This is a genomic window from Ensifer soli (assembly GCF_041928815.1).
In the GTDB taxonomy this organism is placed as follows: domain Bacteria; phylum Pseudomonadota; class Alphaproteobacteria; order Rhizobiales; family Rhizobiaceae; genus JBHFEI01.
The window spans coordinates 209,114-232,664 of sequence record NZ_JBHFEI010000001.1 but is presented as its reverse complement, the minus strand read 5'-3'; the positions used below and the strand labels follow the sequence as shown (position 1 = coordinate 232,664).

The 23,551-nt window shown below is 67.4% G+C and carries 22 protein-coding genes; 19 read left to right on the top strand and 3 right to left on the bottom strand.

Annotated elements, in window-relative coordinates:
- From motC to ACEVQ6_RS00940, 18 genes are all read left to right on the top strand, one after another.
- Window positions 1-1,263 (top strand): chemotaxis protein MotC, encoded by a 1,263-nt coding sequence (motC, locus tag ACEVQ6_RS01025; protein WP_374887027.1) that lies wholly within the window; start codon window positions 1-3, stop codon window positions 1,261-1,263.
- A gap of 266 nt (window positions 1,264-1,529) precedes the next feature.
- On the top strand, window positions 1,530-5,567 hold the full coding sequence (locus ACEVQ6_RS01020) for a flagellar hook-length control protein FliK (RefSeq protein ID WP_374887026.1): 4,038 nt from the start codon (window positions 1,530-1,532) through the stop codon (window positions 5,565-5,567).
- A complete protein-coding gene (locus ACEVQ6_RS01015) occupies window positions 5,527-6,069 on the top strand; it encodes a transglycosylase SLT domain-containing protein (RefSeq protein ID WP_374887025.1) in 543 nt (180 codons plus the stop codon). Before ACEVQ6_RS01020 ends, ACEVQ6_RS01015 begins: the two co-directional genes overlap by 41 nt.
- A 279-nt stretch (window positions 6,070-6,348) precedes the next feature.
- The gene (gene rem, locus ACEVQ6_RS01010; protein ID WP_374887024.1) at window positions 6,349-7,020 is read left to right on the top strand and encodes a transcriptional activator Rem; all 672 of its coding nucleotides are present in this window, start codon (window positions 6,349-6,351) and stop codon (window positions 7,018-7,020) included.
- A 108-nt stretch (window positions 7,021-7,128) separates the two neighbouring features.
- On the top strand, window positions 7,129-8,352 hold the full coding sequence (locus ACEVQ6_RS01005) for a flagellar hook protein FlgE (RefSeq protein WP_374887023.1): 1,224 nt from the start codon (window positions 7,129-7,131) through the stop codon (window positions 8,350-8,352).
- Window positions 8,353-8,374: 22 nt separating this feature from the next.
- The gene (flgK, locus tag ACEVQ6_RS01000) at window positions 8,375-9,790 is read left to right on the top strand and encodes a flagellar hook-associated protein FlgK (protein WP_374887022.1); all 1,416 of its coding nucleotides are present in this window, start codon (window positions 8,375-8,377) and stop codon (window positions 9,788-9,790) included.
- Between the two features lie 8 nt (window positions 9,791-9,798).
- On the top strand, window positions 9,799-10,860 hold the full coding sequence (locus ACEVQ6_RS00995; protein ID WP_374887021.1) for a flagellar hook-associated family protein: 1,062 nt from the start codon (window positions 9,799-9,801) through the stop codon (window positions 10,858-10,860).
- 35 nt (window positions 10,861-10,895) lie between these two features.
- Window positions 10,896-11,243 carry a flagellar biosynthesis regulator FlaF gene (gene flaF, locus ACEVQ6_RS00990; protein WP_374887020.1) on the top strand — a complete coding sequence of 116 codons (348 nt, stop codon included), beginning with the start codon at window positions 10,896-10,898 and terminating at the stop codon, window positions 11,241-11,243.
- Entirely contained in the window at window positions 11,240-11,689 is a 450-nt protein-coding gene (gene flbT / locus ACEVQ6_RS00985) for a flagellar biosynthesis repressor FlbT (protein ID WP_374887019.1), read from the top strand. Before flaF ends, flbT begins: the two co-directional genes overlap by 4 nt.
- A complete protein-coding gene (gene flgD / locus ACEVQ6_RS00980) occupies window positions 11,680-12,084 on the top strand; it encodes a flagellar hook assembly protein FlgD (protein ID WP_374887018.1) in 405 nt (134 codons plus the stop codon). The genes flbT and flgD overlap by 10 nt, the downstream gene beginning before the upstream one ends.
- 49 nt (window positions 12,085-12,133) lie before the next feature.
- Window positions 12,134-12,400: a flagellar biosynthesis protein FliQ gene (gene fliQ / locus ACEVQ6_RS00975; RefSeq protein WP_374887017.1), complete on the top strand. Its 267-nt coding sequence runs from the start codon at window positions 12,134-12,136 to the stop codon at window positions 12,398-12,400.
- 149 nt (window positions 12,401-12,549) lie between these two features.
- Complete coding sequence (gene flhA / locus ACEVQ6_RS00970) at window positions 12,550-14,640, top strand: flagellar biosynthesis protein FlhA (protein ID WP_374887016.1); 2,091 nt, start codon at window positions 12,550-12,552, stop codon at window positions 14,638-14,640.
- Window positions 14,637-15,389: a flagellar biosynthetic protein FliR gene (gene fliR, locus ACEVQ6_RS00965; RefSeq protein WP_374887015.1), complete on the top strand. Its 753-nt coding sequence runs from the start codon at window positions 14,637-14,639 to the stop codon at window positions 15,387-15,389. The genes flhA and fliR overlap by 4 nt, the downstream gene beginning before the upstream one ends.
- 3 nt (window positions 15,390-15,392) lie before the next feature.
- Complete coding sequence (locus ACEVQ6_RS00960) at window positions 15,393-15,806, top strand: hypothetical protein (protein ID WP_374887014.1); 414 nt, start codon at window positions 15,393-15,395, stop codon at window positions 15,804-15,806.
- Between the two features lie 122 nt (window positions 15,807-15,928).
- Complete coding sequence (locus ACEVQ6_RS00955; protein ID WP_374887013.1) at window positions 15,929-16,510, top strand: rod-binding protein; 582 nt, start codon at window positions 15,929-15,931, stop codon at window positions 16,508-16,510.
- Between the two features lie 190 nt (window positions 16,511-16,700).
- Window positions 16,701-17,069 carry a hypothetical protein gene (locus ACEVQ6_RS00950; protein WP_374887012.1) on the top strand — a complete coding sequence of 123 codons (369 nt, stop codon included), beginning with the start codon at window positions 16,701-16,703 and terminating at the stop codon, window positions 17,067-17,069.
- A complete protein-coding gene (locus tag ACEVQ6_RS00945) occupies window positions 17,069-17,632 on the top strand; it encodes a hypothetical protein (RefSeq protein ID WP_374887011.1) in 564 nt (187 codons plus the stop codon). Before ACEVQ6_RS00950 ends, ACEVQ6_RS00945 begins: the two co-directional genes overlap by 1 nt.
- A gap of 61 nt (window positions 17,633-17,693) precedes the next feature.
- Complete coding sequence (locus ACEVQ6_RS00940) at window positions 17,694-17,888, top strand: hypothetical protein (RefSeq protein ID WP_374887010.1); 195 nt, start codon at window positions 17,694-17,696, stop codon at window positions 17,886-17,888.
- 56 nt (window positions 17,889-17,944) lie between these two features.
- On the opposite strand, the gene folD is transcribed toward ACEVQ6_RS00940, so the two are convergent.
- Window positions 17,945-18,844, bottom strand: coding sequence for a bifunctional methylenetetrahydrofolate dehydrogenase/methenyltetrahydrofolate cyclohydrolase FolD (folD, locus tag ACEVQ6_RS00935; protein ID WP_374887009.1), 900 nt, complete (start codon window positions 18,842-18,844; stop codon window positions 17,945-17,947).
- Between the two features lie 162 nt (window positions 18,845-19,006).
- Window positions 19,007-21,001: a GumC family protein gene (locus ACEVQ6_RS00930; RefSeq protein ID WP_374887008.1), complete on the bottom strand. Its 1,995-nt coding sequence runs from the start codon at window positions 20,999-21,001 to the stop codon at window positions 19,007-19,009.
- 247 nt (window positions 21,002-21,248) lie between these two features.
- On the opposite strand from ACEVQ6_RS00930, the gene ACEVQ6_RS00925 reads away from it, so the two are divergent.
- On the top strand, window positions 21,249-22,514 hold the full coding sequence (locus ACEVQ6_RS00925) for a lipopolysaccharide biosynthesis protein (protein WP_374887007.1): 1,266 nt from the start codon (window positions 21,249-21,251) through the stop codon (window positions 22,512-22,514).
- Window positions 22,515-22,669: 155 nt separating this feature from the next.
- Here the strand turns inward: ACEVQ6_RS00925 and ACEVQ6_RS00920 are convergent, their stop codons facing one another.
- A complete protein-coding gene (locus ACEVQ6_RS00920; RefSeq protein WP_374887006.1) occupies window positions 22,670-23,548 on the bottom strand; it encodes a DUF6492 family protein in 879 nt (292 codons plus the stop codon).
- Window positions 23,549-23,551: the final 3 nt, after the last annotated feature.

Here is a 23,551-nt window from a genome sequence, read left to right as displayed (position 1 = left end):
ATGGCCCGCCTGTCCGTGATCGCCTCTGCCCTCGTTCCGGCGGCGATGGCGCTCTGCCTGCTGGCGAGCGGACCCGCCCGCGCCACCGGGGAGGACGACCTGCCGCCCTACAAGATGATCCGCTCGCTCGAATATGTCCAGGACAGCGTGGTGCTCGGTGATCACTCGGCGATCGAGATGCAGCGCTACCTGTTGAGCGCGATCGACCGGCGGCTGCGTGCCGCCGACCCGGCGGTCTTCGACGACCCGCGCAATGCCGACGCGGCGATGATCTATGCGATGAGCGGCGGCAATCCGGAGACCCTGTCCTTCCTGACCGCGCGCGACATCGAGGGCAATTTCGACAACCGCATCACCGACGCCCTGCGCCAGTACCTGAACGGCAAGGGCGCGATGATGGTGGAGATGCTGACCAAGGCGGCGCCGGAATACAAGGACGGCCGGCTCGGCCCCTACCTCTATCTGATCCTCGGCAATGCCGCGTCGATCTCCAATCCGAAGGAGGCGATGCGGGCCTATGACTGGGCGCGGCTGACGGCGCCCGGAACGATCATCGAGGAGGCGGCGCTGCGCCGCTCCGTGTCGATCGCGCTCGACACCTACAATTCCGAACGCGGCTTCCACTATGCGCTCTTCTACGCGCGCCGTTTCATGACCTCGCCCTATGCCAGCCAGTTCGCCGACCTCTTCGTCGAAATGGCCGTGCGCAACTACAATGGCAGCTATCGCGAGAAGATCGTCGAGATCCTCGATTTCATGGATCCCGACCGCCGCCGCGAGGTCTATCTGAGGATCGCGCGGCGCGCCGCGATCGCCGGGATGAAGGATCTGGCGAGCCTCGCCTCGCAACGGGCGCAGGAGCTCTCGGGTCCCGACGACGCCGATGTGCTGACCCGCGCCGGACTTTATTCCGACCTCGTCTCCGTTCCCTCGACCGACATCCTGACGGCCGTCAAGCAGATCGAGACCATTCCCGAGGACAGCCTGTCGCCGCGCGACCGTGCGCTCCGCGATGCCGCGCGGCTCGTCGCCGACGAGGTGATGCGCGCACCCGATCCTGAAAGCCTGACGCAAGCGTCGGGGTCCAGTGTGGTCCCACAGAAAAAGACGGATGACGGGGTCGCCGGCAAGGCCGCCGATACGGGCGAGCCCCCAGCCGCCGCGCCCGCGGAGCCGAATGCCGCGATCGACAGTTTCGTCACCGCCGGGCGGTCGAAGCTGGACGAGATCGATTCGCTCCTGAAGGGAGATGGACTGCAATGAAGCTCGACGACAGGCTCCTCGGTGCGGCATCGACGAAGCACGGAGCCGGCGGCGGGAAGACGGCCGAGAAGGCGACTGCGGCAACCGGCGCGGCGCCCTTCGAGCAGGCCGTCGCCCATGCCGGGCGCCGGAGCCCGCAGATCCCTTCCGCGACGGCGGCCAGTCCGCTCCCGGACGAGGGAAACGGCGCGCGGATCGAGCGGCAGGCGGCGGACCCGGACGCGGGCGACAGCGATGACGATATCGCCCATGCCGCGCGGCGCCATATGGCCGATCCGGACGGAGACGGCGAATGGCGCGCGACACGCGCGCCGCGCGGCGATCGGACGGCGGTCGAGCGGCGCGAGGAGCGCGGCTCCTCCCAGGGCCAGCGCCAGAACCCGCAGCGCCGCGACCAGCCGGACCGCGCGGTCGCGGCCGCCGGGCCGGCACGGGGTGCGGAGGCCACGCAGGCATCCGCGACCACGCCATCCGCCGGCACGCGCCTTTCGGCGCAGGTTTTGACCGCCACTCCCGTCGGCGCGACGCCGGCGCGGCAGGCACAAGGACAGGTGCAAGGACAGGTGCAAGGACGGGCGCTTGGACAGGCGTCCGGCCCGTCTCCATCAGCACCCATCCCCGCCGAGACGCGCGGCGTCAGCGCGGCGACGAGCGCCGCCATGTTTTCCTGGGCGTCGCGAGGCACCGAGGCCGGCGAACAGGGGAGGGCGGTGTCAACCGCATCGCCGGGCGGCGGCTCCGCACCCATACTGGAGCCGGCTCCCGGCAAGACCGCCTTTCCCGCAGGGCACCCGGCGGCGGACGCTTCCGCGCCCGCCGACCGTTCCGCGAGCGCCTTGGCCGCAGCGCGTCCGGACACCGACGCACGCAGCGGCGAGACAGACGCGGTGAGGGCCGATCGCAGGCCGGACGCGCGGCTGACCAAGTCGGCCCAGATCGCAGCCCGCGCCGCCGTCCAGGCCGCGCCGGCGATGCCGGGTGACGCAAGTGTGCCGGCCCGCGGCGCGCCGGCGGCGCAGTCCGTTCCGGCCGCTGTGACGAAAGCGGGCGACGCTAGGGCGACGGCCGTCCCGGAACGATCCTCTGCGCCGCGGACGCCGCTGCCGGGCCTTAGTGGGAACGCTGCGGCCACGGCCGAGGGCGTGCCCGGCAGGACGGCACGGACACTGGAGCAGCCGCCGGCCGAGACCACGACCCGGCCCGTCGCGCAGAAGACGGGCGCGGAAAGAGCCGAGCCCACGCCGCTCCGGTCCTCCGGCAGCGAGGCGGGCGCGCATGCGCGGCCCGCCGCGGGGCAAGGACATGCCGCCTCCGAGACCCTTCCGCTTTCACCACGAGGGGTTGACGCCGCAGCCGGATCGCGAGACGGCGCCCGGCCGTCGCCGACGACCGGGATCGGCGAAAGGAAAGCCGCCACGGGTCTTCAGACGACGCGTACCGAAGAGGTTTCCACACGCCGCGAAACGGCGCCCGGCCTGCGTCTCCCCTCAGGACAAGGCGTTGCCGGCGCCTTAGACGCCGCGGCCGGATCGCGAGACGGCGCCCGGCCGTCGCCGATGACCGGTGTCGGCGAAAGAAAATCCGTCGCGATTCCTCAGACAGGGCGCGCCGACGATCCCTCCGCGCGTCGCGAAACACCGCCCGGCCTGCGCCTCCCCTCAGGGCAAGGCTTTGCCGGCGCCTCCGACGCCCGTCTCACCTCCCCGAGGCCGGCGGGCGCTGCGGCCGGATCTTCCACCATGGCCCGACCGGTGCCCGCGACAGGAACCGGCGAGACGAAGGACGCCGTTCAGGGCGCGTCGCAGGTTCCGGGCCCGTCCGCGGGCGTCGAGACGAGTGCCGACCGGCATTCTCCCTCGGTTAAGGCGTCTGGCAGGACGGCCGGCACCGACCCTGTTTCCTCGAGGACCGGCGCTGCTCAGGCACGATCCGCGGCGGAGGCGCTGCGGTCGCAAAGGCCAGGACTCGACGAGCCGAAGATCGCGGCCGGACAGAAGGCGGACCCGTCCCGTGGAGGGGATCCGACGGGGCCGTCGGCGATACGAAACACGACAGAGGCAAGGACCATCGGCTCTTCCGAGGTTCCGCCGGCGGCGACCCGTCCGGGAACAGCCGCCGACCAGCCGGAGCGCAAGAGCCGGTCGGGGGAGCTGAAGCCGGCCGGCACGGTGTCGACGGCGCCGGGCGAGACGATGGCGACAGCCCGGCGGGTCGTCGGGCGGCTGGCCACCGAGCGCGTCGAGACCCGCACCGTGCTCACGCGGAGCGCGGAGACCAAGGAAGCGATCGCCGAACAGGTCGACGACAGGCGGACCGCCAAGGCCGGCCGGCAGGCGATCGTTGCCGAGGCGCGCAAGGTCGCGGCGACGGATTCCAGGACGGTTGCGACCAGAGAGGTGCAGCGGGCGGTGGTGCAGGCGACGGTCGCGGGCAAGGCGGCGGAGTTTCGCAGTGTCCGCCAGCACGAGGCGGTCGATCGAACTGAGACCAGAACCGTCGTGACGCGCGCCGCCGGGACCAGGGCGGCGCTCGCCGACCACGCCGTGCAGAAGACGGCCGCGACCACCGAGCGACGTGCCATTATTGCCGAAAGCCGGCTTGCGGCGGCCGTCGAGGCGCGAACCGCGGCCGTGGTGCAGGCTCGGCAGAAGACGGCAGACTCGGCCGCATTGACGGCCTCCCTGTCCGGGGAGCGCATCGGCGCGGATGCCGCCGCGAAGACGGCGCACGGGCCGTTGCCTTCCGCTACGGCGGACGGTCACGCCGCGCCTGCGGCGCGGACGCGCACAACCGATTCCCCTGCCGTATCCCCGGCCGCGCCCGTGGCCGTGCAGGGAGCGACCCACCGGGAGACACTGGTGGTGTCGGGTCCGGTATCGTCCGCGCAGGTCGTGAACCACGGCGCCGTCCTTCCTCCGTCCGAAGCCTCGCCCGGGGCGATCGCCGCCGGCGTCGAGGAGGACGGCCCTGCTGGCGACGCTGCGACCGGCCGGTCTCCCGCTTTCGACGGCGCCTCGGCTGCGCAGGTCCCGGCGGACGGTTCCCTTGCCGGTGCCGCCGCCTTCGTCGCCGCGGCCGCGTCGCCGGCTTCGGTCGCGGTGCGGAGCGAGCGTTCGCCCGCAGCCGAGATGCCGCAGACGCGCACGTCGGTCGCCACCGGCCGCGCGGACGCGGCACTTCTCAGGGCACAGCCGGCCATGGCCGACGCGTCGTTCCAGCGCCTGGACGGACGCATGGCCGATGCATCATTTGCCGATCTGCCGTCCGGCACCCCCGACGCCGAAACCGCAAGCGCGATGCCGGCGGGAGATCCCTCACAGTCCTTCGCCCGGCTCGATGCCGCGACCCATCCGGTACCGGCGGCCGCGCTTCGTCCGGTGACGGAACGCGCCGCCATGCCGCCGTCGAACGCGGCGCGTGAGGCGGGCACGCCCGGCCTCGTGACCCGGCTGATGGAGGCGCGGCAGGCAGGCCCGGCCCGGACGGCAGGCCCGGACCTGACGGCCGAGACGCGCGCGGCGCTCCCCTCCGGGGCGATGCCGCCGCTCGCCATGCCGACGCAGCAGGCCGTGCCGGCTGCCGCTGGCGAGACCCTCTTCCGCTTCGCGCGCGCCGACGGGCGCGGCCAGGCGATGTCGGTCAGCCTCGGCGCCGATGGCACGCGCCCGGCCCTCTCGACCGAAGCGCCGTCTGCGAACGGGCGGGCCGAAACGGTCACGGTGCTCGATGCGCGCCGCTTCCTCGGGCTGACGCCGGTCACCAATGCGGAAGCCGTGACCAGCCTGCTTCCGACCGACCCGCACTGGGCGGACGCGATGCGCACGCCCGGCACGTTGACGAGCGAGGCCCAGGCGGCGGCGACGGGGAAGGTCGTCAACACGCTGAAGATCCAGATGCAGCCGATCGAGCTCGGCCTGGTGACGGCGACGCTGAGGCTCAAGGGCGAGGAACTGCATGTCGACCTGAAGGTCGAGACGGGCGAGGCCTTCCGCCAGCTCAGCGACGATCAGGGCGAGATGGTGAAGGCGCTGCGCGCCCAGGGCTTCTCGGTCGATCAGGTCACCATCGTCTATACGCCGCCGGACGGCGCGCAGCAGGGTGACGCGACCTTCGGTCAGCCGCAGCAGGGCGGGCAGGCCATGCGCGAGCGCTCCGGCGAGACCGGGTTCAACGACGGCAGGGACAGGAATGGCAACGGCAATGGCAGTGAGCAGGGCCCAGGCGGCCGTGGGACGCGTGGCGAGCCGCAGGATGAGCTTCCGCATGCTTCTGGGCGCACTCGCGCTGGGGACGTCTATATCTGACGCCGGCGCCAGCACGGGCGTCTGCGAACGCGAGATCCTCGCCGCCGCCGCGAAGTACCAGGTGCCGGCCGGCATCCTCTATTCCGTCGGGCTGACGGAGACGGGGCGCAAGGGGTCGTTGCAACCCTATGCGATGAACATCGAGGGCAAGGCCTATTTCGGGGCGTCGAGCGCCGACGTGCTCAGCCGCTTCGCCGAGGCGCGCGCGCGCGGCGTCAAGCTGATCGATCTCGGCTGCATGCAGATCAACCACCATTTCCATGGCGAGAATTTCGCCTCGCCGGCGGAGATGCTCGACCCGCGCAAGAATGTCGAATACGCCGCCCGCTTCCTCGCCAACCTGCATGCGCGGCACGAGACCTGGACGATGGCGGTGGCGCGCTACCACGCCGGTCCGAACAACGATCCGGCGCAGAAGCGCTACGTCTGCCGGGTGATCGCCAACCTCGTCGCGACCGGCTACGGGCAGTGGACGCCGAACGCCCGCACCTTCTGTCAATAACACTTTTAAGTTGAATTTATAATTTCGACGCCGCCGGGAGGCGGCGTTTTGGCGCCTTGTGCTGAAATGAGGCGTGCAAATGGCAATTAACCACTCGTTAACTTTTCCCCAGGAATTTTTGTGGGTTTGACCGCGGAGACCCACCAGATCTAGTCCAAATCGCGCCGACATGGTTAATCAACTGTAAAAATCACCCCACGAGAAACTCTAGTTGAGGGAGAATCGCGCGATTCGTACCTGTATCTCATCGAAACACCATACTGATTCGGAGGCGGACGAATGATCGTAGTGGTTGATGAGCGTGAATTGGTGAAGGACGGATACACGTCGCTGTTCGGCCGGGAGGGCATCCCCTCGACCGGCTTCGATCCGAGCGAGTTCGGCGAATGGGTGGCGACCGCCGCCGATGGCGACATCGACGCCGTCGAGGCCTTCCTGATCGGCCAGGGCGAGATGACGCTGACCCTGCCGCGAGCGATCCGCGACCGCACCAGCGCTCCGGTGATCGCGGTCAGCGACAGCCCCTCGCTCGAGACGACGCTCGCCCTTTTCGACTGCGGCGTCGACGACGTCGTGCGCAAGCCTGTCCATCCGCGCGAGATCCTGGCGCGCGCGGCGGCGATCCGCCGCCGCCTGAAGGCGGTGACGGGCTACACCGACATCGGCGCCATCCGCGTCTTCGCCGACGGGCGCGATCCGGAGATCGCCGGCGAGGTCTTCCCGCTGCCGCGGCGCGAGCGCCGCATCCTCGAATATCTCGTCGCCAATCGCGGCCGCCGCGTGTCCAAGACCCAGATCTTCAACGCGATCTACGGCATCTTCGACGAGGACGTCGAGGAGAACGTCGTCGAGAGCCACATCAGCAAGCTGCGCAAGAAGCTGCGCAAGCGCCTCGGCACCGATCCGATCGATTCCAAGCGCTTCCTTGGCTACTGCATCGACTGGAGCTGAGCCGTCGCGCCGGCGGCCGTGGCGGCGGCTTTCCCGACCGGTGCAAGACAGGTTCACGCAAGGCCCATCTCCTAAGTCTGTCACCATCGACGAAAACGAGGATCCGAAATGAGTCTTTACGGAATGATGCGAACCGGCGGTTCCGGCATGAGCGCCCAGGGCAACCGCCTGAGCACGGTCGCCGAGAACATCGCCAATGCGAGCACCACCGGCTACAAGCGGGCGTCCACGGAATTCTCCTCGCTGATCCTCCCCACGAGCAGCGGCAACTACAATTCCGGCGGCGTCGACACCAAGGTCCGCTACGCGGTGTCCGACCAGGGCGCCGCGGTCAGCACCACCTCCTCGACCGACCTCGCGCTCGACGGTGCCGGCTTCTTCATCGTCCAGGGCTCCGACGGCAACCAGTACCTGACGCGCGCCGGTGCCTTCACCGAGGACGACCAGGGCAATCTCGTCAATTCCGCCGGCTTCTCCCTGCTCGGCTACGAGATCACCGATGGCGAGAACCCGACCCCGGTCGTCAACGGCTTCACCGGCCTGACGAAGATCAGCCTCGCCGCCCAGGGCCTGTCCGCCAGCGGCTCCACCCAGGCCTCGATGGGCGCGAACCTGCCGGGCAGCGCCGCGATCGGCTCCAGCCAGACCACCTCGCTCAGCGTCTATGACAGCCAGGGTTCGGCCCGTCTCCTCGACTTCGTCTATTCGAAGACGGCGGAAAACACCTGGACGCTCGAGATCCGCGACCGCACCACCTATGTCGCGGGAACGACGACGGGCGTGCTCGGGTCCGGCACGCTGAACTTCAGCGCAACCGGCCAGCTGACCACCACGCCGGCCAACCTGACGACCAGCGCGCTGACCGTGCCGATCTCGGGCGCGACGCTCGCTCCGCTGACCATCGACTTCTCGAAGACGACGCAGCTCGGCAACACCTTCAGCACCGACGGCGGCGATGCCAACGGCAACGCGCCGAGCCCGGTCGACGGCTACCAGATCACCAAGGACGGCACCGTCTACGTCAAATACGCCAATGGCGACCTGACGGCGAAGTACCGCATCGCGCTCGGCAATGTCGAGAGCCCGGACAATCTCGTGCCGATGTCGGGCAACGTCTATGCCAAGAGCATCAATTCGGGCGACTACCAGGTCGGCCTGCCCGGTACCGGCCAGTTCGCCGACGTCAACTCGAACTCGCTCGAGAGCTCGAACGTCGATGTCGCGACCGAGCTCACGCAGATGATCGAATCCCAGCGCAGCTACACGGCCAATTCCAAGGTCTTCATGACCGGCTCGGAACTGCTCGAAACGCTGGTCAACCTGAAGCGTTAACGGAAGGTTCAGGGTCAGCGTCATGTCGCTCTCATCCGCCATCACGACCGCGCAGCAGATCTTCAACAATACGAGCATCCAGACGACGCTCGTGTCGAAGAACATCGCCAATTCGGGCAATGCGGACTATTCCCGCCGCCTCGCCCTGCTTGGCTCCAGCGCCAACGGCGCCACGGTCGTGAGCATCCAGCGGGCGCAGAGCGACGCGCTGATGAAGCAGACGCTTGCGAGCATCTCGCAGGCCTCCGCCCAGGACCGGCTCTTATCCGGCCTCCAGGCGATCAAGACCTCGCTCGGCGACAACGACTACGAAACGTCGCCGGCGACCTATCTCTCCTCGTTTCGCGACACGCTGCAGACCTATGCCGCGACGCCGGCGAGCACGACGGTGGCGGCCTCGGTCGTCGCCGAGGCCCGCGACCTGGCGCTCTCGATCAGCAAGACCTCGGCCGCCGTGCAGGACGTGCGCCTGCAGGCCGACAAGGACATCGGCAACGACGTCGCCGAGCTCAACCGCCTCCTCTCCGAGTTCGAGAAGGTCAACAACCGCATCAAGGGCATGACGGTCAGCGGCGCCGATACGAGCGACGCGATGGACGACCGCGAGAAGCTCCTGAAGCAGATGTCCGAGATCGTCGGCATCTCGACGGTCGGCCGCGCCAACAACGACACGGTGATCTACACCTCCGACGGGATCGTGCTTTTCGAGACGACGCCTCGCCAGGTGAGTTTTTCGCCGACCGTCGCCTTCAACGCGGCGACGACCGGTGGTGCCGTCTATGTTGACGGGGTCGAGCTTTCGAGCGGGACGGGCGGCAACACCTCGGCGCAGGGGCGCCTGCAGAGCCTGCTCCAGGTGCGCGACGACATCGCGCCCACCTTCCAGACCCAGCTCGACGAACTGGCGCGCGGCCTCGTCACCCTGTTCCAGGAGGGCGGCGCGCCCGGCCTCTTCGTCTGGGCGGGCGGCACCATCCCTGCGCCCGGCACGCTGGTGTCCGGCATGGCGGAAACGCTCTCGGTCAACCCGCTTGCAGAATCGAACCCGCAGCTCCTGCGCGACGGCGGCTTCAATGGCGTCGTCTCCAACACCGGGGCCAATTCCGGCTATTCGGCGCTGCTCGACAGCTTCGTCGCCGCACTCGACGCGCCGATGACCTTCGACGGCATCACCGAGCTGCAGACGACCGGCAGCATCACCGATTTCGCCGGCGCCTCGCTCGGCTGGATCGAACAGCTTCGCAGCACCGCCTCGGCGGCCAACGACACGAAGAGCGCGCTGCTTTCGCGGACGCAGCAGGCGCTTTCCAACGAGACCGGTGTCAGCATCGACGAGGAATTGTCGCTGCTGCTCGACCTCGAACAGTCCTACAAGGCGTCCGCAAAACTGGTGACGACCGTCGACGCGATGTTCCGCGCGTTGATGGATGCCGTCTGAGGGTGGTCATGAAGACATCTTTCGTATCCAGTCTCGCCGTGCAGACGGCCATGCGGCTGACGATCCAGCAGGGTCAGTCAGAGATGGTCCGCCTGCAGGAGGAGATCACGACCGGGCGCCATGCCGATCTCGGCATCTCGCTCGGGGCCGGCGCCACGCGCTCGATCAATCTGCAGCGCGAACTGAGCCGCATGCAGACGCTGAAGGACACGAACTCGATCGTGACCCAGCGCCTGTCCGGCTCGCAGGACGCCCTCGCCACCATGGTCGAGGCGGCCGAAAAGGTGCGCGACACGCTCGTCTCCTTCCGCGGCAACGATGCGGTCGACAAGCTGTCGATCCAGAAGGCCGACATCCAGAGCGCGATGACGCTGTTCACCGCCGCCGCCAACACCTCGCTCAACGGCGAATACCTCTTCGCCGGCATCAACACCGACGTCCGCCCGCTGGCCGACTACAACGATCCCGCCGGTTCGGCGGCCAAGGCGACCTACCAGGCGGCCCTTTCCGGCTTCATGGCGGCGCAGGTGCCGCCGCTGACCGCGATGAAGGACTTCACCGGCGACCAGATGAAGGACTTCATCACCAACACGCTGGAGCCGATGTTCCTCGGCGGGGCGCAGTGGGATGCCGACTGGTCGAACGCCTCGAGCCAGAACATGACGAGCCGCATCTCGACGACCGAGGTGATCCAGAGCTCGACCAACGTCAACAGCGACGCGGTGCGCAAGTTCGCGCTTGCCAATGTGATCGCCGGCGAGCTGCTCGACACCGACATCCCCTCCGTCGTCCGCGCGTCCGTCAGCGACATGGCGATGGGCTATGTCTCCGAGGCGATCACCGGTCTCAACGCGGAGCGCAGCGCGCTCGGCGTGTCGGAATCGCGTGTCGAGAAGGCCACCACATCGCTCGAGGCCCAGATCAAGATCATCACCAACAACAAGCTGGATCTCGAGGGTATCGACACCTACGACGCCTCGGTGCGCCTGACGGCGCTGAAGACGCAGATCGAGACATCCTACACGTTGACGGCACGGCTGCAGCAGTTGAGCCTGATCAACTACCTCTGAGGCGGCACAACAGGACAAACATGAAGGATGTCTGAATGTACCAGTTTTCATACGCCGAGGTCATGGAGGACGGGGTTGCCGACTCCAAGGACCGGGAGCGCCAGGTTCTCGACCGCTCGATCGCGCTTCTGAACGCCGCCAAGCAGCAGCCGGGCTACAAGCGCGAGGCGATCGAGGCGATCTACTACACGCGCCGCGTCTGGATCCGGTTCATCGAGGACCTGCGCGCGGCCGACAACCAGCTCGACGACCAACTGCGCGCCAATCTCATTTCCATCGCCATCTGGATACTGAACGAGACGGAAAAGATCCGGAAACGGGAATCGTCCAACTTCCAGGGCATCATCGACATCACAACCATCATCAGGGATGGCCTTAAATGAAGAGCACACTGCGAATCTCGCTCAAGTCCGGTGAACGGATCTTCGTCAACGGTGCGGTGCTGCGCGTCGACCGCAAGGTCGCCCTCGAGTTCCTGAACGATGTGACCTTCCTGCTCGAGAACCACGTCCTCCAGCCGGAGGACGCCAACACGCCGCTGCGCCAGCTCTATTTCATCGCGCAGATGATCCTGATCAATCCGGACGGCGCCGAGCAGTCGACGGCGATGTTCCGCAAGTCGGTCGTCATGCTGCTCAACTGCTTCAAGAACGACGACGTTCTCGCCGAACTGAAGCGCATCGACGGCCTCGTCGTCCAGGGCCGCGCCTTCGAGGCGCTGAAGGCGATCCGCGGCCTCTACACGATCGAGGACAAGATCCTCAACGCCCAGGAGATCGCGCCGGCGATGATCGAGCAGATCCGCAAGGAGATCGCACCGTGGCGGTAAGCGGCGTCTCGGGCGTCACCGCCACCGGCAGCCAGTCGCCGTCCTCGCAGGCGGCCGTCTCGGCCAACCTCAACTACGAGAGCTTCCTCAAGCTGCTCGTGGCGCAGATGAAGAACCAGGATCCGACCGATCCGATGGATTCGACCCAGCAGATCGCCCAGCTCGCCACCTTTTCGCAGGTCGAGCAGACGATCAAGACCAACACCAATCTCGAGAACCTGCTGCAGCGCACCTCGCTCAGCGAGGCGAACGCCGTGATCGGCCGCACCGTCACCAGCCAGGACGGCGAGATCACTGGCGTGGTCAAGGAAGTGACGCTATATTCCGACGGAATCGTCGCGACCCTCGAGGACGGCAAGAAGCTCGCCATCGTTCCCGGCGTGACGGTCAAGTAGGCCCGACAGACCACGCAAGGCCCGGTGAGGGCAAGACCGGGACGTTCCCATGAATGAAGCCGACGCCCTCGATATCGTCCAGGCCGCGATCTGGACCGTCGTCGTGGCGTCGGGCCCCGCCGTTCTCGCCGCCATGGTGGTCGGCGTCGTCATCGCGCTCATCCAGGCGCTGACCCAGGTGCAGGAAATGACCCTCACCTTCGTGCCGAAGATCCTCGCCGTGATGATCACGGTCGCCGTCTCCGCGCCCTTCGTCGGCTCGCAGATCTCGATCTTCACCAATCTCGTCTTCTCGCGCATCCAGTCCGGCTTCTGAGACAGGCCGTCTCCCCCGTCGAACGCGTGACGCAGGGAGGGCGAGCCCTGGGCCGGTGCCGCATCCCCCGCGCAAGCTTCGTCCTTTAGGCCTGTGGTCGCATCGGGCGGTCCTGCCGCCTCCCTTCTCATGAAGAGACGGAAGACATCATGGCGCAACAGGCTGCTCTGATCATCCCCAAGGTCGCCCCGAAAGGGCGCGACATCGGTTTCGCCATCGGCATCATCGCGATCCTGGCGATCCTGTTCCTGCCGATCCCGCCGCTGATGATCGACATCGGGCTCGCCTTCTCGATCTCGTTCTCGATCCTCATCCTGATGGTCGCGCTGTGGATCCAGAAGCCGCTCGACTTCTCGTCCTTCCCGACGATCCTGCTGATCTCGACGATGGTGCGCCTGTCGCTCAACATCGCCACGACCCGCGTCATCCTCTCCCACGGCCATCAGGGGCACGATGCGGCGGGCGGCGTCATCGCCGGCTTCGCCAGCCTCGTGATGTCGGGCGACTTCGTCATCGGTCTGATCGTCTTCCTGATCCTGATCACGGTCAACTTCATCGTCATCACCAAGGGCGCCACCCGCATCGCGGAAGTCGGCGCCCGCTTCACCCTCGATGCGATCCCCGGCAAGCAGATGGCGATCGACGCCGATCTCTCCTCGGGCCTCATCGACGAGAAGGAGGCCCAGCGCCGGCGCGCCGAACTGGAGGAGGAAAGCTCCTTCTTCGGCGCGATGGACGGTGCGTCGAAATTCGTACGCGGCGATGCGGTCGCCGGCCTGATCATCACCGCGATCAACGTCTTCGGCGGCATCATCATCGGTTATGTCCGCCACGGCATGCCGATCGGCGAGGCGGCCGACGTCTTCGTCAAGCTCTCCGTCGGCGACGGCATCGTCTCGCAGATCCCCGCCCTCATCGTCTCGCTCGCCGCCGGCCTCATCGTCTCGCGCGGCGGCGCCACCGGCTCGACCGACCAGGCGGTCATCGGCCAGCTCGGCCGCTATCCGAAGGCGCTGATGGTCTCCTCCGGCCTGCTGCTGCTGCTCGCCTTCATGCCCGGCCTTCCGTTCATGCCCTTCGCCATCCTCGGCGGCGGCATGGCCTTCCTCGGCTTCGTCATCCCGCGCCGCATGGAGGCGGAGGCCGAGAAGCGCCGGGCGATCGAGGCGCAGGCCCAGCAGGAGGTCAAGGAGGCGTCCGACAAGGATTCGGTCAAGTCGGTGCTGAAGACGCCGGAGATCGAGCTGCTGCTCGGCAAGCAGGTCTCCACCCGCCTGCTCGGCTCGCATCAGGAACTCGCCTTCCGCGTCGGCAAGATGCGCCGCAAGTTCGCCGCGCAATACGGTCTGGTCGTGCCCGAGATCAAGGTGTCGGACGACATCACCATTCCGGACAAGGCCTACCACATCAAGATCCACGGCACGACGATCGCCTCCAACACGGTGCGCGTCGGCGAGGTGCTGGTCGTCACCGGCGGCGGCCGCCGGCCGAGCGTGCCCGGCGACGAGATCCGCGAGCCCGCCTTCGGCATGCCCGCCGTCTCGATCCTCGAAACGTTCACCGAGGACCTGAAGCGCGAGGGATTCCACCCGATCGACAACGTCTCGGTCGTGCTGACCCATCTGTCGGAGGTGATCCGCAACAACCTGCCGCAGCTTCTCTCCTACAAGGATGTCAAGATCCTGATCGAGCGGCTCGATCCGGAATACCGCAAGCTCGCCGACGAGATCTGCACCTCGCACATGTCCTATTCCGGCCTGCAGGCGGTGCTGAAGCTGCTGCTCGCCGAGCGCGTCTCGATCCGCAACCTGCATCTGATCCTCGAAGCCGTCGCCGAGCTCGCGCCGCATGTGAGGAAGACCGAGCAGATCGTCGAGCATGTGCGGGTGCGCATGTCGCAGCAGCTCTGCGGCGACCTCGCCGACAATGGCGTGCTGCGCGTGCTGCGTCTCGGCAACAAGTGGGACATGGTCTTCCACCAGGCGCTGAAGCGCGACGCCAAGGGCGAGGTCGTCGAGTTCGACATCGACCCGCGGCACCTGGAGGAGTTCAGCGAGCAGGCGACCAAGGTCATCCGCGAGCATCTCGACCGCGGCATGCCGTTTGTTCTGGTAAGTTCGCCCGAATCCCGCTCCTATGTGCGCATGATCATCGAGCGCCTCTTCGCCACCTTGCCGGTTCTCTCCCATGTCGAGCTCGCCAAGGGGCTGGAGATCAAGATCATCGGCTCGATCTCGTGATCACCGATCCGGAAGGCACCATCCTGGCGCTGTTCGCGGCCTTCTGCCGCATCGGCGGCGCCATCATGGTGATGCCCGGATTCTCCACCGCCCGCGTGCCGATGATGCTGCGGCTGATGATCGCCGTCGCCGTCTCGATGGCGATCCTGCCGATCATGTGGGACGACATCTATCCGAAGGTCGGCGGCCAGGACCTCGCCTATGTCCGCCTCGTCGGCATCGAGGTGATCGTCGGCGTCGTCATCGGCCTCGTCGCCCGCTACTACGTGCTCGGCCTGCAGTTCACCGGCACGGTCATCACCATGATGATCGGCTTCAACGCGCCGCCGATGAACGACGTGCTGGAGGACACGGCCGAGAACCAGCTCACCAACATGATCTCCTTCGCCGGGCTTCTCGTGCTCTTCATGCTGGATTTCCACCATGTGATCTTCGAGGCGATCGCGCAATCCTATCGCGTGATGCCGCCGGGGGCAGCCTTCGACGCCCAGGCCGTGCTGGTGACATTGACCGATTCTCTCGGCCAGATCTTCATGATCATGCTGCGGCTGGCGAGCCCCTACATCATCTACGGCCTGCTCTTCAACATGTCGATCGGCCTCGTCAACAAGCTGGCGCCGCAGATTCCGATTTCCTTCATCTCGGCGCCCTACCTTATGATGGGCGGGCTGTTCCTCGTCTATCTCGGCATCGCCGCGATGCTGAAGCTCTTCGCCGACGGCTTCGTCACCGTCATGCAGGGATTGTGATCCATGAAGACCCGTTCGGAAAAGCTGAAACGCCTCGTCGCCGTGCAGCGGCATCTCGAGCAGATGGCCGAAAACGATCTCGCCGAGACGGCGCGCCAGCGGCGCGAACTCGCCGTGACGATCGACGTCGTCGCCGACGCGATGGGGTCCGTCCATCCGCTGCACCGGATGTTTTCCGGCCACTACGCCTCGCAGCTCGGCAGGCTCGCCGGCAAGGACCAGATGCTCGCCGAATTGCAGCAGGTGCACGAGAACCGGGTGCTGCGCGAGCGGGCCAAGGCCGACCGGCTGGAGGAGCACATGCTCGACGCCCGCACCGCCGAGGACCGGGAGGAGGCGGACAACGCCATCTACGACCTCGTCGACCAGCATGTGCTGCGGGCCGCGCCAGCTTCCGGTAAGGTTGAGCCGCGATAGTGCTTCCAAGGGACGCGCCCATGAGGCGGCGCGGCACGATGCTTCAACGCATGGATGGATAGGGTGTCTCCCGGCCAGGGGCGCGAACGCGCATGGCCGTCTGCCGCCAAGGAAGGACGAAGATGGCGATCTCCCCCCCGAGCGACCTCGTGCTCGACGTCGTGCGCGCGGCCGACCCGACGCAGGTGCAGGAAGCGCAGGCGAAGCTCAAGGCCAACAAGGCCGCCTTCGAGGCGACGAGCCTTGCCGACGCCGGCAACGGCTTTGCCAGCGCCGTCTCGCTTCTCGGCGGCAACAAGGGCACGGCGAGCCTCAGCGACATCAGCAATCGCACCGAGGCGCCGAAGATCCCCGAGGTCTACCGCAAGTTCGAGGCGATGGTGCTGCAGAATTTCGTCAAGTCGATGCTGCCCTCCGACAGCGAGGGCATCTACGGCAAGGGCACGGCCGGCGACATGTGGAAGAGCATGATGGCCGACCAGCTCGGCGCGGCGCTCGCCGAAGGCGACGGCATCGGCATCGCCGCCCGGCTTTCCGGCGGCAGCAGCGTCTTTGCCGACAGCGCGACCGACCGGGTGAACGCCGAGACGGGCGGCAACAATGTCAACGTCGCCGCCAGCATGGTCCAGGAGTACGAGCGCAAGGCCGTCTCCAGCCTGACGGACGACGAGGCGGGGCCCGCGGCGGTCTCCGGCGCGGTCTGAGCGAAACGACGACACCAGAGCATTTCCAGCCGAAGCGTGATCGCTTCGGCGTCGGACAATGCGCTAAAAACAAGAGCATAGAGCGTTGAAGGTGATCCCGAGATCACCAGAAATGTTCTAACCGGCGCGCCGGCCGTCCCTCGACCCGAGGGGCCCGGACGCAAGGACGCGATCAAGCGGGAGCGGAAGAATGGACGTTGCAACGCCGAGCCATGTGCGGATCCAGAACGTGCTGGGCCGACTGGAAATGATCATCGACAACGAGAACAACCGGATCGGCGTCGATCCGACCTTCGACCTGAAGGTCTCCAACGCCCACAAGAGCCGCTGCCTCTACGAACTGACCATGTTGCAGCGCAATGGCGGCGAGATCGAGATTCCGGCGACCTTCGTCGCCCAGACCCGGCACATCCGCCGCAAGCTCGAGGCCAATTCCCTCAAGGTCGAAGCCCATATGGATGCGATCCGCTCGGTCGTCGACATCCTGAAGACGGCCGTGAAGGAGGCTGACGCGGACGGCATCTATTCCGAGCAGCAGTTCCGCTACAGCGACGTCTGATGCTGAAGCTCCTGATCACCGGCGTCTGGGTCTGCTCGGTCACGCTCGGCGCCGTCTATTTTTCGGTGCAGCATGCCTCGGCGCCGCCGGTGAGCGAGGCCGATGCGGAGCGCCGCGCCAACGAGGAATACGTCCCCGGCGACCTGATCACCATCCCGGCGATCGGCGATGGCGGCGTGCGCGGCTATTTCCTGACGAAGCTTTCCTTCTCGGCGCGCAAGGACAAGCTGAAGACCCTCGACGTGCCGCTGAAGAACGCGTTGACCGACGCGCTCTATGACACGCTCGTCGGCGAGCGCATCATCGACGTCACCCAGCAGAAGAGCTTCGAGCTGCAGGCCTTCAAGGACATGGTGAAGGACGGCATCAACCGCAACCTGCACGGCGAGGTCATCTGGGAGGTCTATGTCGAGCAGCTCGAATTCCTGACCAAGGACGACGTCACCCGCATCGCCAACAGCACCGACACGCGCGAGAAGCCGGTGCCGCTCGTCGACAGGAACGGGACGGTGGCCAACGACCATCCGCCCGGCAAGGCCGGCGGGTCGACCGGCGGCCACTGACGCCCGCCGGTCGGCACCAAAGCCGTTTCCCTCGGCCGTCCTTCCGGTCTATAGATCGGCGATGGATCAGTTCGCCCATCTTCTCGTGCGCATGGCGCTCTGGCTGCGCCGCCCGCCGTCCCGGCAATGGCTGTGGATCGCCGCGATCGTGGTGATCGCCGCCGCCATCCTTGTCGGCCTGGAATATGCCGGCCTGTGGCCGGAGTCCTGGAAGGTGCAGAGGCTGCCGCGCAATCCGCTTCCGCCAAACCCTTGAGGCACGGGCGCGCCACGGTTGCGACCCTGTCGAGGCCGTTGCGCCCGCACCCTGCCTCAAAATCGCGGCGCCTTCCTGCCCGCCTTGCGGTGGGCGGCGATCACGGTATTGGCCATCAGCATGGCGATGGTCATCGGACCGACGCCGCCGGGGACGGGGGTGATGACGCCGGCGACCTTGGCGCAGTCCTCGAAGGCGACGTCGCCGACGAGCCGCGACTTGCCTTCGCCCTTTTCCGGCGCGTCGATCCGGTTGATGCCGACGTCGATCACCGTTGCACCGGGCTTCACCCAGTCTGCCTTCACCATTTCCGCGCGTCCGACCGCGGCGACGAGGATGTCGGCGTTGCGGCAGACGGCGGCAAGATCCTTGGTGCGCGAATGCGCCGTCGTCACGGTGGCGTTGGCGGCGAGCAGCAGCGCCGACATCGGCTTGCCGAAGAGATTGGACCGGCCGATGACGACGGCGTTGAGGCCGGAGAGGTCGGCGCCGTGGGTGTCGCGGACGAAGACCATCGCGCCGGCCGGCGTGCAGGAGACGAGGCCGCCCTCGAGATCGCCGGTCGCGAGCTTTCCGGCATTGACGACGTGCAGCCCGTCGACGTCCTTATCCGGCAGGATCGACTGGATCACCGGCTCCGCCTTCAGGTGCCTGGGCAGCGGCAGTTGCACGAGGATGCCGTGGATCGCGGGATCGGCGTTGAGGTCGGCGACGAGCGCCTGAAGCTCCTCCTGCGTCGTCGCCTCCGGCAGCGTGTGCTGGACCGAGTGGAAGCCGCACTGCTTGGCCATGCGGCTCTTCGCCGAGACATAGGCATGGCTTGCCGGATCGTTGCCGACGATGACCACAGCCAGCCCTGTGCGGATGCCGGTGTCGGACTGGAGCGCGGCCGAGGCGGCGGTCACCGCCTCGATGACGGAGGCCGCAACCCGGCGGCCATCGATTACAGTCGTCACAGCATCTCTCCCTGGCGTTCTTTCTCGTTGAGGCCAGTCTAGAGCCGCCGACGCGGCGGGATCGCCTCACTGCGCCCTATGCTGTCCAAATCGCCGAATTGCAAGGGCGAGAGCGCCCGTGGCGACAGAAGGCCTCAGATGGGAGGCGTGCGTCCTGATCCGTCAGCCACGCCGCGCCGATTGCTGGCGCGCATAGGTCTCGACGCGGGAACGCAGCGCCCGCAGCGTGTCGCGCACCTCGGCGATCTCCGGCGGCGTCGCCTCCACGGTTGGCCGCGCAGCGCCGCGCGCCGCATTGAGGGCTGCCAGCGAATGGTCGGAGGCGCGAAACGCACGGACGCTTTCCGGTTGCGCGCCCGCGCGACGGTCCTCGCCGCGTGATCGCGCCGGCGCGGCCGGAGCCGCGATCTCCACCGCTTCCTCGTCGAGGTCCTCGTCCGGGAGCGGCTGCGACCGTGGCCGGGGCGTCGCGGCCGGATCGCGCCGCCCGGCGACCGGGTCGGCGAGCGGGCGGGGCATCGCTGCCTGCGGCCGGACGGGGGAGGGTTCCGCGCCGCCGTTGAACAGCGCCCTCAGGCTGCGGATCATGCCGAGCGCGACGCCGACGCCGATCCCGGCGGCGAACCCGGCCAGCATGCCGCCGATCGCGATCAGCTTGCGCGACGGGCCGACCGGCTGCAGCGGCGGTTCAGCCGCCGAGATGACGCGGATGTTCTTCGAGGTGAGCTTTTCTTCCTCGCCCGTCTCGCGCACGCGCTTCAGGAAGTTTTCGTAAATCACCTGCGTCGCCGCGGCCTTGCGCTCCAGCTCGCGCAGTTCGACGAAGCCGTTCGAGGCGTTCACCTGCCTGGACTTCTGTACGTTCAGCTGCTGCATCAGGTCGGCCTCGGCCGCCTGGGCGCGCTGGTATTCGGTCTGCGCCGTCGCGGCGATGCGGCGCAGCTCGTTGCCGATCTCGGAGCGCGATACGTCCAGCGACTGCTCGGCCGCGAGCCGCTGCGGATGGCGCGGGCCGAGGCTGGCATCGAGCGCGCCGAGCCGGGCGCGGGCCTCGGCATATTGCTTGCGCAGTTCGGCGAGCGTCGGCGAGGCAAGTTCCTCGGGGAAGGCGCCGCTGAGCACGTCGTTAAGCTGGATCTTGGCGGCGAGTTCCGCCTTGGCGCGGGCATCGGCCATGCGCGTGCGCGCGCCGCCGACCTGGTCGTTGAGGCTGAGGAGCTGCTTGTCGGAGATCAGCTCGCCGGCGGCGCCGACGATGTCGTTTTCCGCCTTGTAGGTTTCGACCGCCTTTTCCGCGATGTCGAGTTCCTTGCGCAACTGCGCGATACGGCCGTCGAGCGCCTCGGTGGTGCGCTGGAAGAAATCCGCCTGCGCCGCCGATTCGGCGTCGAGGAAGGTCGAGACGAGCTGGTTGACGATCCGCGCCGATTTCGAGGGATCGCGGGATTTGACCGACACGGAGACGATGAAGGTCTTCGGGTCGCGGGCGACGGTCACGGCCTTGGCGAGGTTTTCCATCGTCCTGGCATCGACCTGGTCCGGTGTCGCAGCCTTCGTCTCCGCCTTGCCGAAGACGATCTCCTTCATGACGGCGATGCCGCGGCCGAACCCGCCGGGCGCGGCCGTAACGGCCGTGCCGAATTCCGCGTCGCGCTCGAGCCCGAGCGTGCGCACCACCCGCTCCAGCACGTCGCGCGAACGCAGCACCTCGATCTGGCTGTCGACGAGCGCCAGGATGCCCTCGGTCGCAAGGCTCTGCTTCGACAGGTCGGAATCGGTCAGGCGGACCTCGCGCGGATCGACATAGAGCTTGCTTTCCGCCACATAGCTGCTCGGCGTCATCACCGCGAGCGTCGCCCCGCCGATCGCGCCGGCGACGGTGAGGCCGATGACGAGGTAGCGCACCTGCCAGACGGAACGCAGGATCAGCGCGAGGTCGAAGAGCGGACGCTCCGTCTGGGCGGCCTCGGGCGGACGCGGCACGACGGTTTCCGCAACGCTCGCATGCGGTTCGGCAACCCGGGCCGCGCGCGGCCGCGCGGCCGCCTTCTCGCCATCCGCGGACGAACGGGCGGACGGCCGGCGCCCGACATCGGCCGGGACGTCGAGCAGGGAGCGCGGGCGCTTCGGCCGGTTGTTGTCCTCGGTGTCAAACATCGGTCGTCCAATCAACGCCGAACGAACGGCAGGATGCGGAGAATATGAACGCAGCCTAGCTTTTCATGGCAAACAATTGGTTAATGCGGCCTGGCTGGAAATGCACGTAAAACGAGTATTTCCATCGCTACATCCATCGTTAAGATTTTGATCCTAAGGTCGCCGCAGATGTCCGGAAACGGTCGGGAGCGTTGTTGCCTCTTTCCCGCCGGCCGCTGCCGCGACAGGCTCGGGGGCCGGCTGCGCGATGCGACTGATAAGGGATCTCTACCAACGTCACCGCGACGTCGTGCGCGCCTATGCCTCGATGACGAGCGGGTCCGCCGGCCGCCTCGTCCTGTCGCTCGTCTATTTCATCTCCGTCGCCAACAGCCTGTCCATCGGCGATTTCGGCCTTTTCGCCACCGCCTCCGCCGCCGGCATCATGATCTCCCGGGCGCTCGCCTTCGGCTTCATGTCGCCGCTCTACCGCATCGCGACGGTGAAGCCGCGGCTCGTCGGCACCTACACGGCCGGCTTTCTGGCCGCCGCGCTCCTCTCGCTGCCGCTGATCCTGCTTCTGTGCTTTGCCATCTACGCGACGGTTTTTGCCGGCGACATGGCGGGGCTCGCCTTTGCCGGCTTCATGGCGGCCGAGATCGTCTGCTGGCGCGGCCTCGAAGTGGTGGTCATCGTCCTGAACGGGCTCGGGCGCTTCGGGCGGGCCGCGCTGCTGGTCATCCTCGGCACGGGCATCCGCACGCTCGCCGCCGTCGCCTTCGCGACGTTGACCGCCGCCTCGCTCCCGGTCTGGGCGGGGTTCTATCTCGCGGCCAATGCGGTCGCGCTCGCGCTCGCCGTCCTCGTCTTCTACCCGCGCGTGCGCCTGCGCTGGCGGCTCGGGCTCTATCTGCGCCGGTGGGTGGATTCGATCTCGGTCGCCGGCGCGGAGATCCTGTTCTACGTCCAGTCGGAATTCGACAAGATCGCGGTGCTGGCGATCGGCGGCCCGGAGGTCTCCGGCCTCTACGCCATCATCATGCGGCTTGCCGACCTGACGGCGCTGCCGGTGCGCTCGTTCAACACGCTGCTGGTCCAGCGGATCATGCGCAGCCCGGCGACGATCGCCGCCTGGCGCACGCGGCTTGCCATCGAGGGCGCGGTCGCCGCCGTCTCCCTCGCGGCGATCGCGGCGATGGCGGTCTATCTGCATGTGCTGCCGGGCGGCCTCGGCCACAATGTCGCGGCCGCTTCCCCCTATCTCATGCTGGTGCTGCTGGTGCCGAGCTTCCGCAATCTCGTCGAATATCACTCGGAGCTTCTCTACGCGACCGGCAATACCGTGCGCCGCGTCGTCAACCTTGCGATCGCCGGCGTGACGAAGGTCTCCCTGCTCGCCCTGCTGCTCGTCCTCAGCCTTGCCCCCGGCTTCTGGGCCCCGTGGCTGAACGGCGTCTACGCCGCCGTCTACGCGCTCTCCTTCGCGCTGACCTATCGCGTGCTGGCCCGCGGCGTCACCCAAAGGGTGATCTGAGGCACTTCCGGCCGGAGCGGAGGCGCCTTGATGCCGGACGACGTGGTGAAAAGCGATACGGATGCGCTTGCCGGCGGTTGCGTATCACCAAAGAGGTGTTTTTGGCGGGATGCGGGATACTCGTGCCGGCTCGAATGACCGGCGCTGTCGCCCTCTCAGGCCGCGGCGCTGAGCACCACCTTGCGGATGTCGGCGACATCGTGGCCGATGAAGGACTGGAGGCCGATGCCGATCTGGTAGGGCTGCATCCGGTCGATGAAGCGTCGGAGCCCATCGGCGCCCTGGATTTCGTGATCCTCGAACCAGAGCGTCTGGCAGAGCGGATCGGGCGAGGCGTAGTGCCCCCGTCCCATCTCGACCTCGTCGGCGTAGCGGCCGTAGATCAGGCATTCGGAGAAGGCGGAGGTACGGATGATCGCCCGCACCCAGTGACGCGCATGCAACTCCTCGACATGGTCGAGCAGCGCCCGCGTCGTGTCGGTTCGCCAGGCGATCAGCGTGTTGATGTAGTCATGCGCCGGCAGCCGGTAGGGGCCGATGCCGAGCAGGCGGTCGGAATGGGCGAGCCAGGCAAGGTGGTTCGACAGCGGGTTGTTGCCGATTTCCCGGTCGCGCCGGTAGAAGCGCAGCCGGTCGCCGTGCCAGAGCCGGGCGACGTCGAAATCCTTGAGCAGCACCACGTCGCTGTCGATCGCGAACATCGCCGCCTCGGAGAGCTGCCGGGCGATGCCGAACCGGCGCAGCTGCTGGATGTGCCAGCCGCGCAGCGGCAGGCTGTAGGGACTGATCCACATCTTGCGCCGGCCGCAGGACATCAGGTCCGGGATCGGCCGGAGCCAGACGGGCAGAAGGTCGCGCTCGTCGACCACCTGCCGGCGCGGCCCCTGGAGCGTGCGGAACAGGGCGACGTCATGGGAGGCGACCAGGATGTAATGCATCCAGTCGCCCTTCAGCCGCTCGTCCATGGTTTCGCACAAAAGGCGGCACCGGCTGAAATCCTTGTCGTAGGAAGCGGTGATGACGGCGGTGCGCATGGA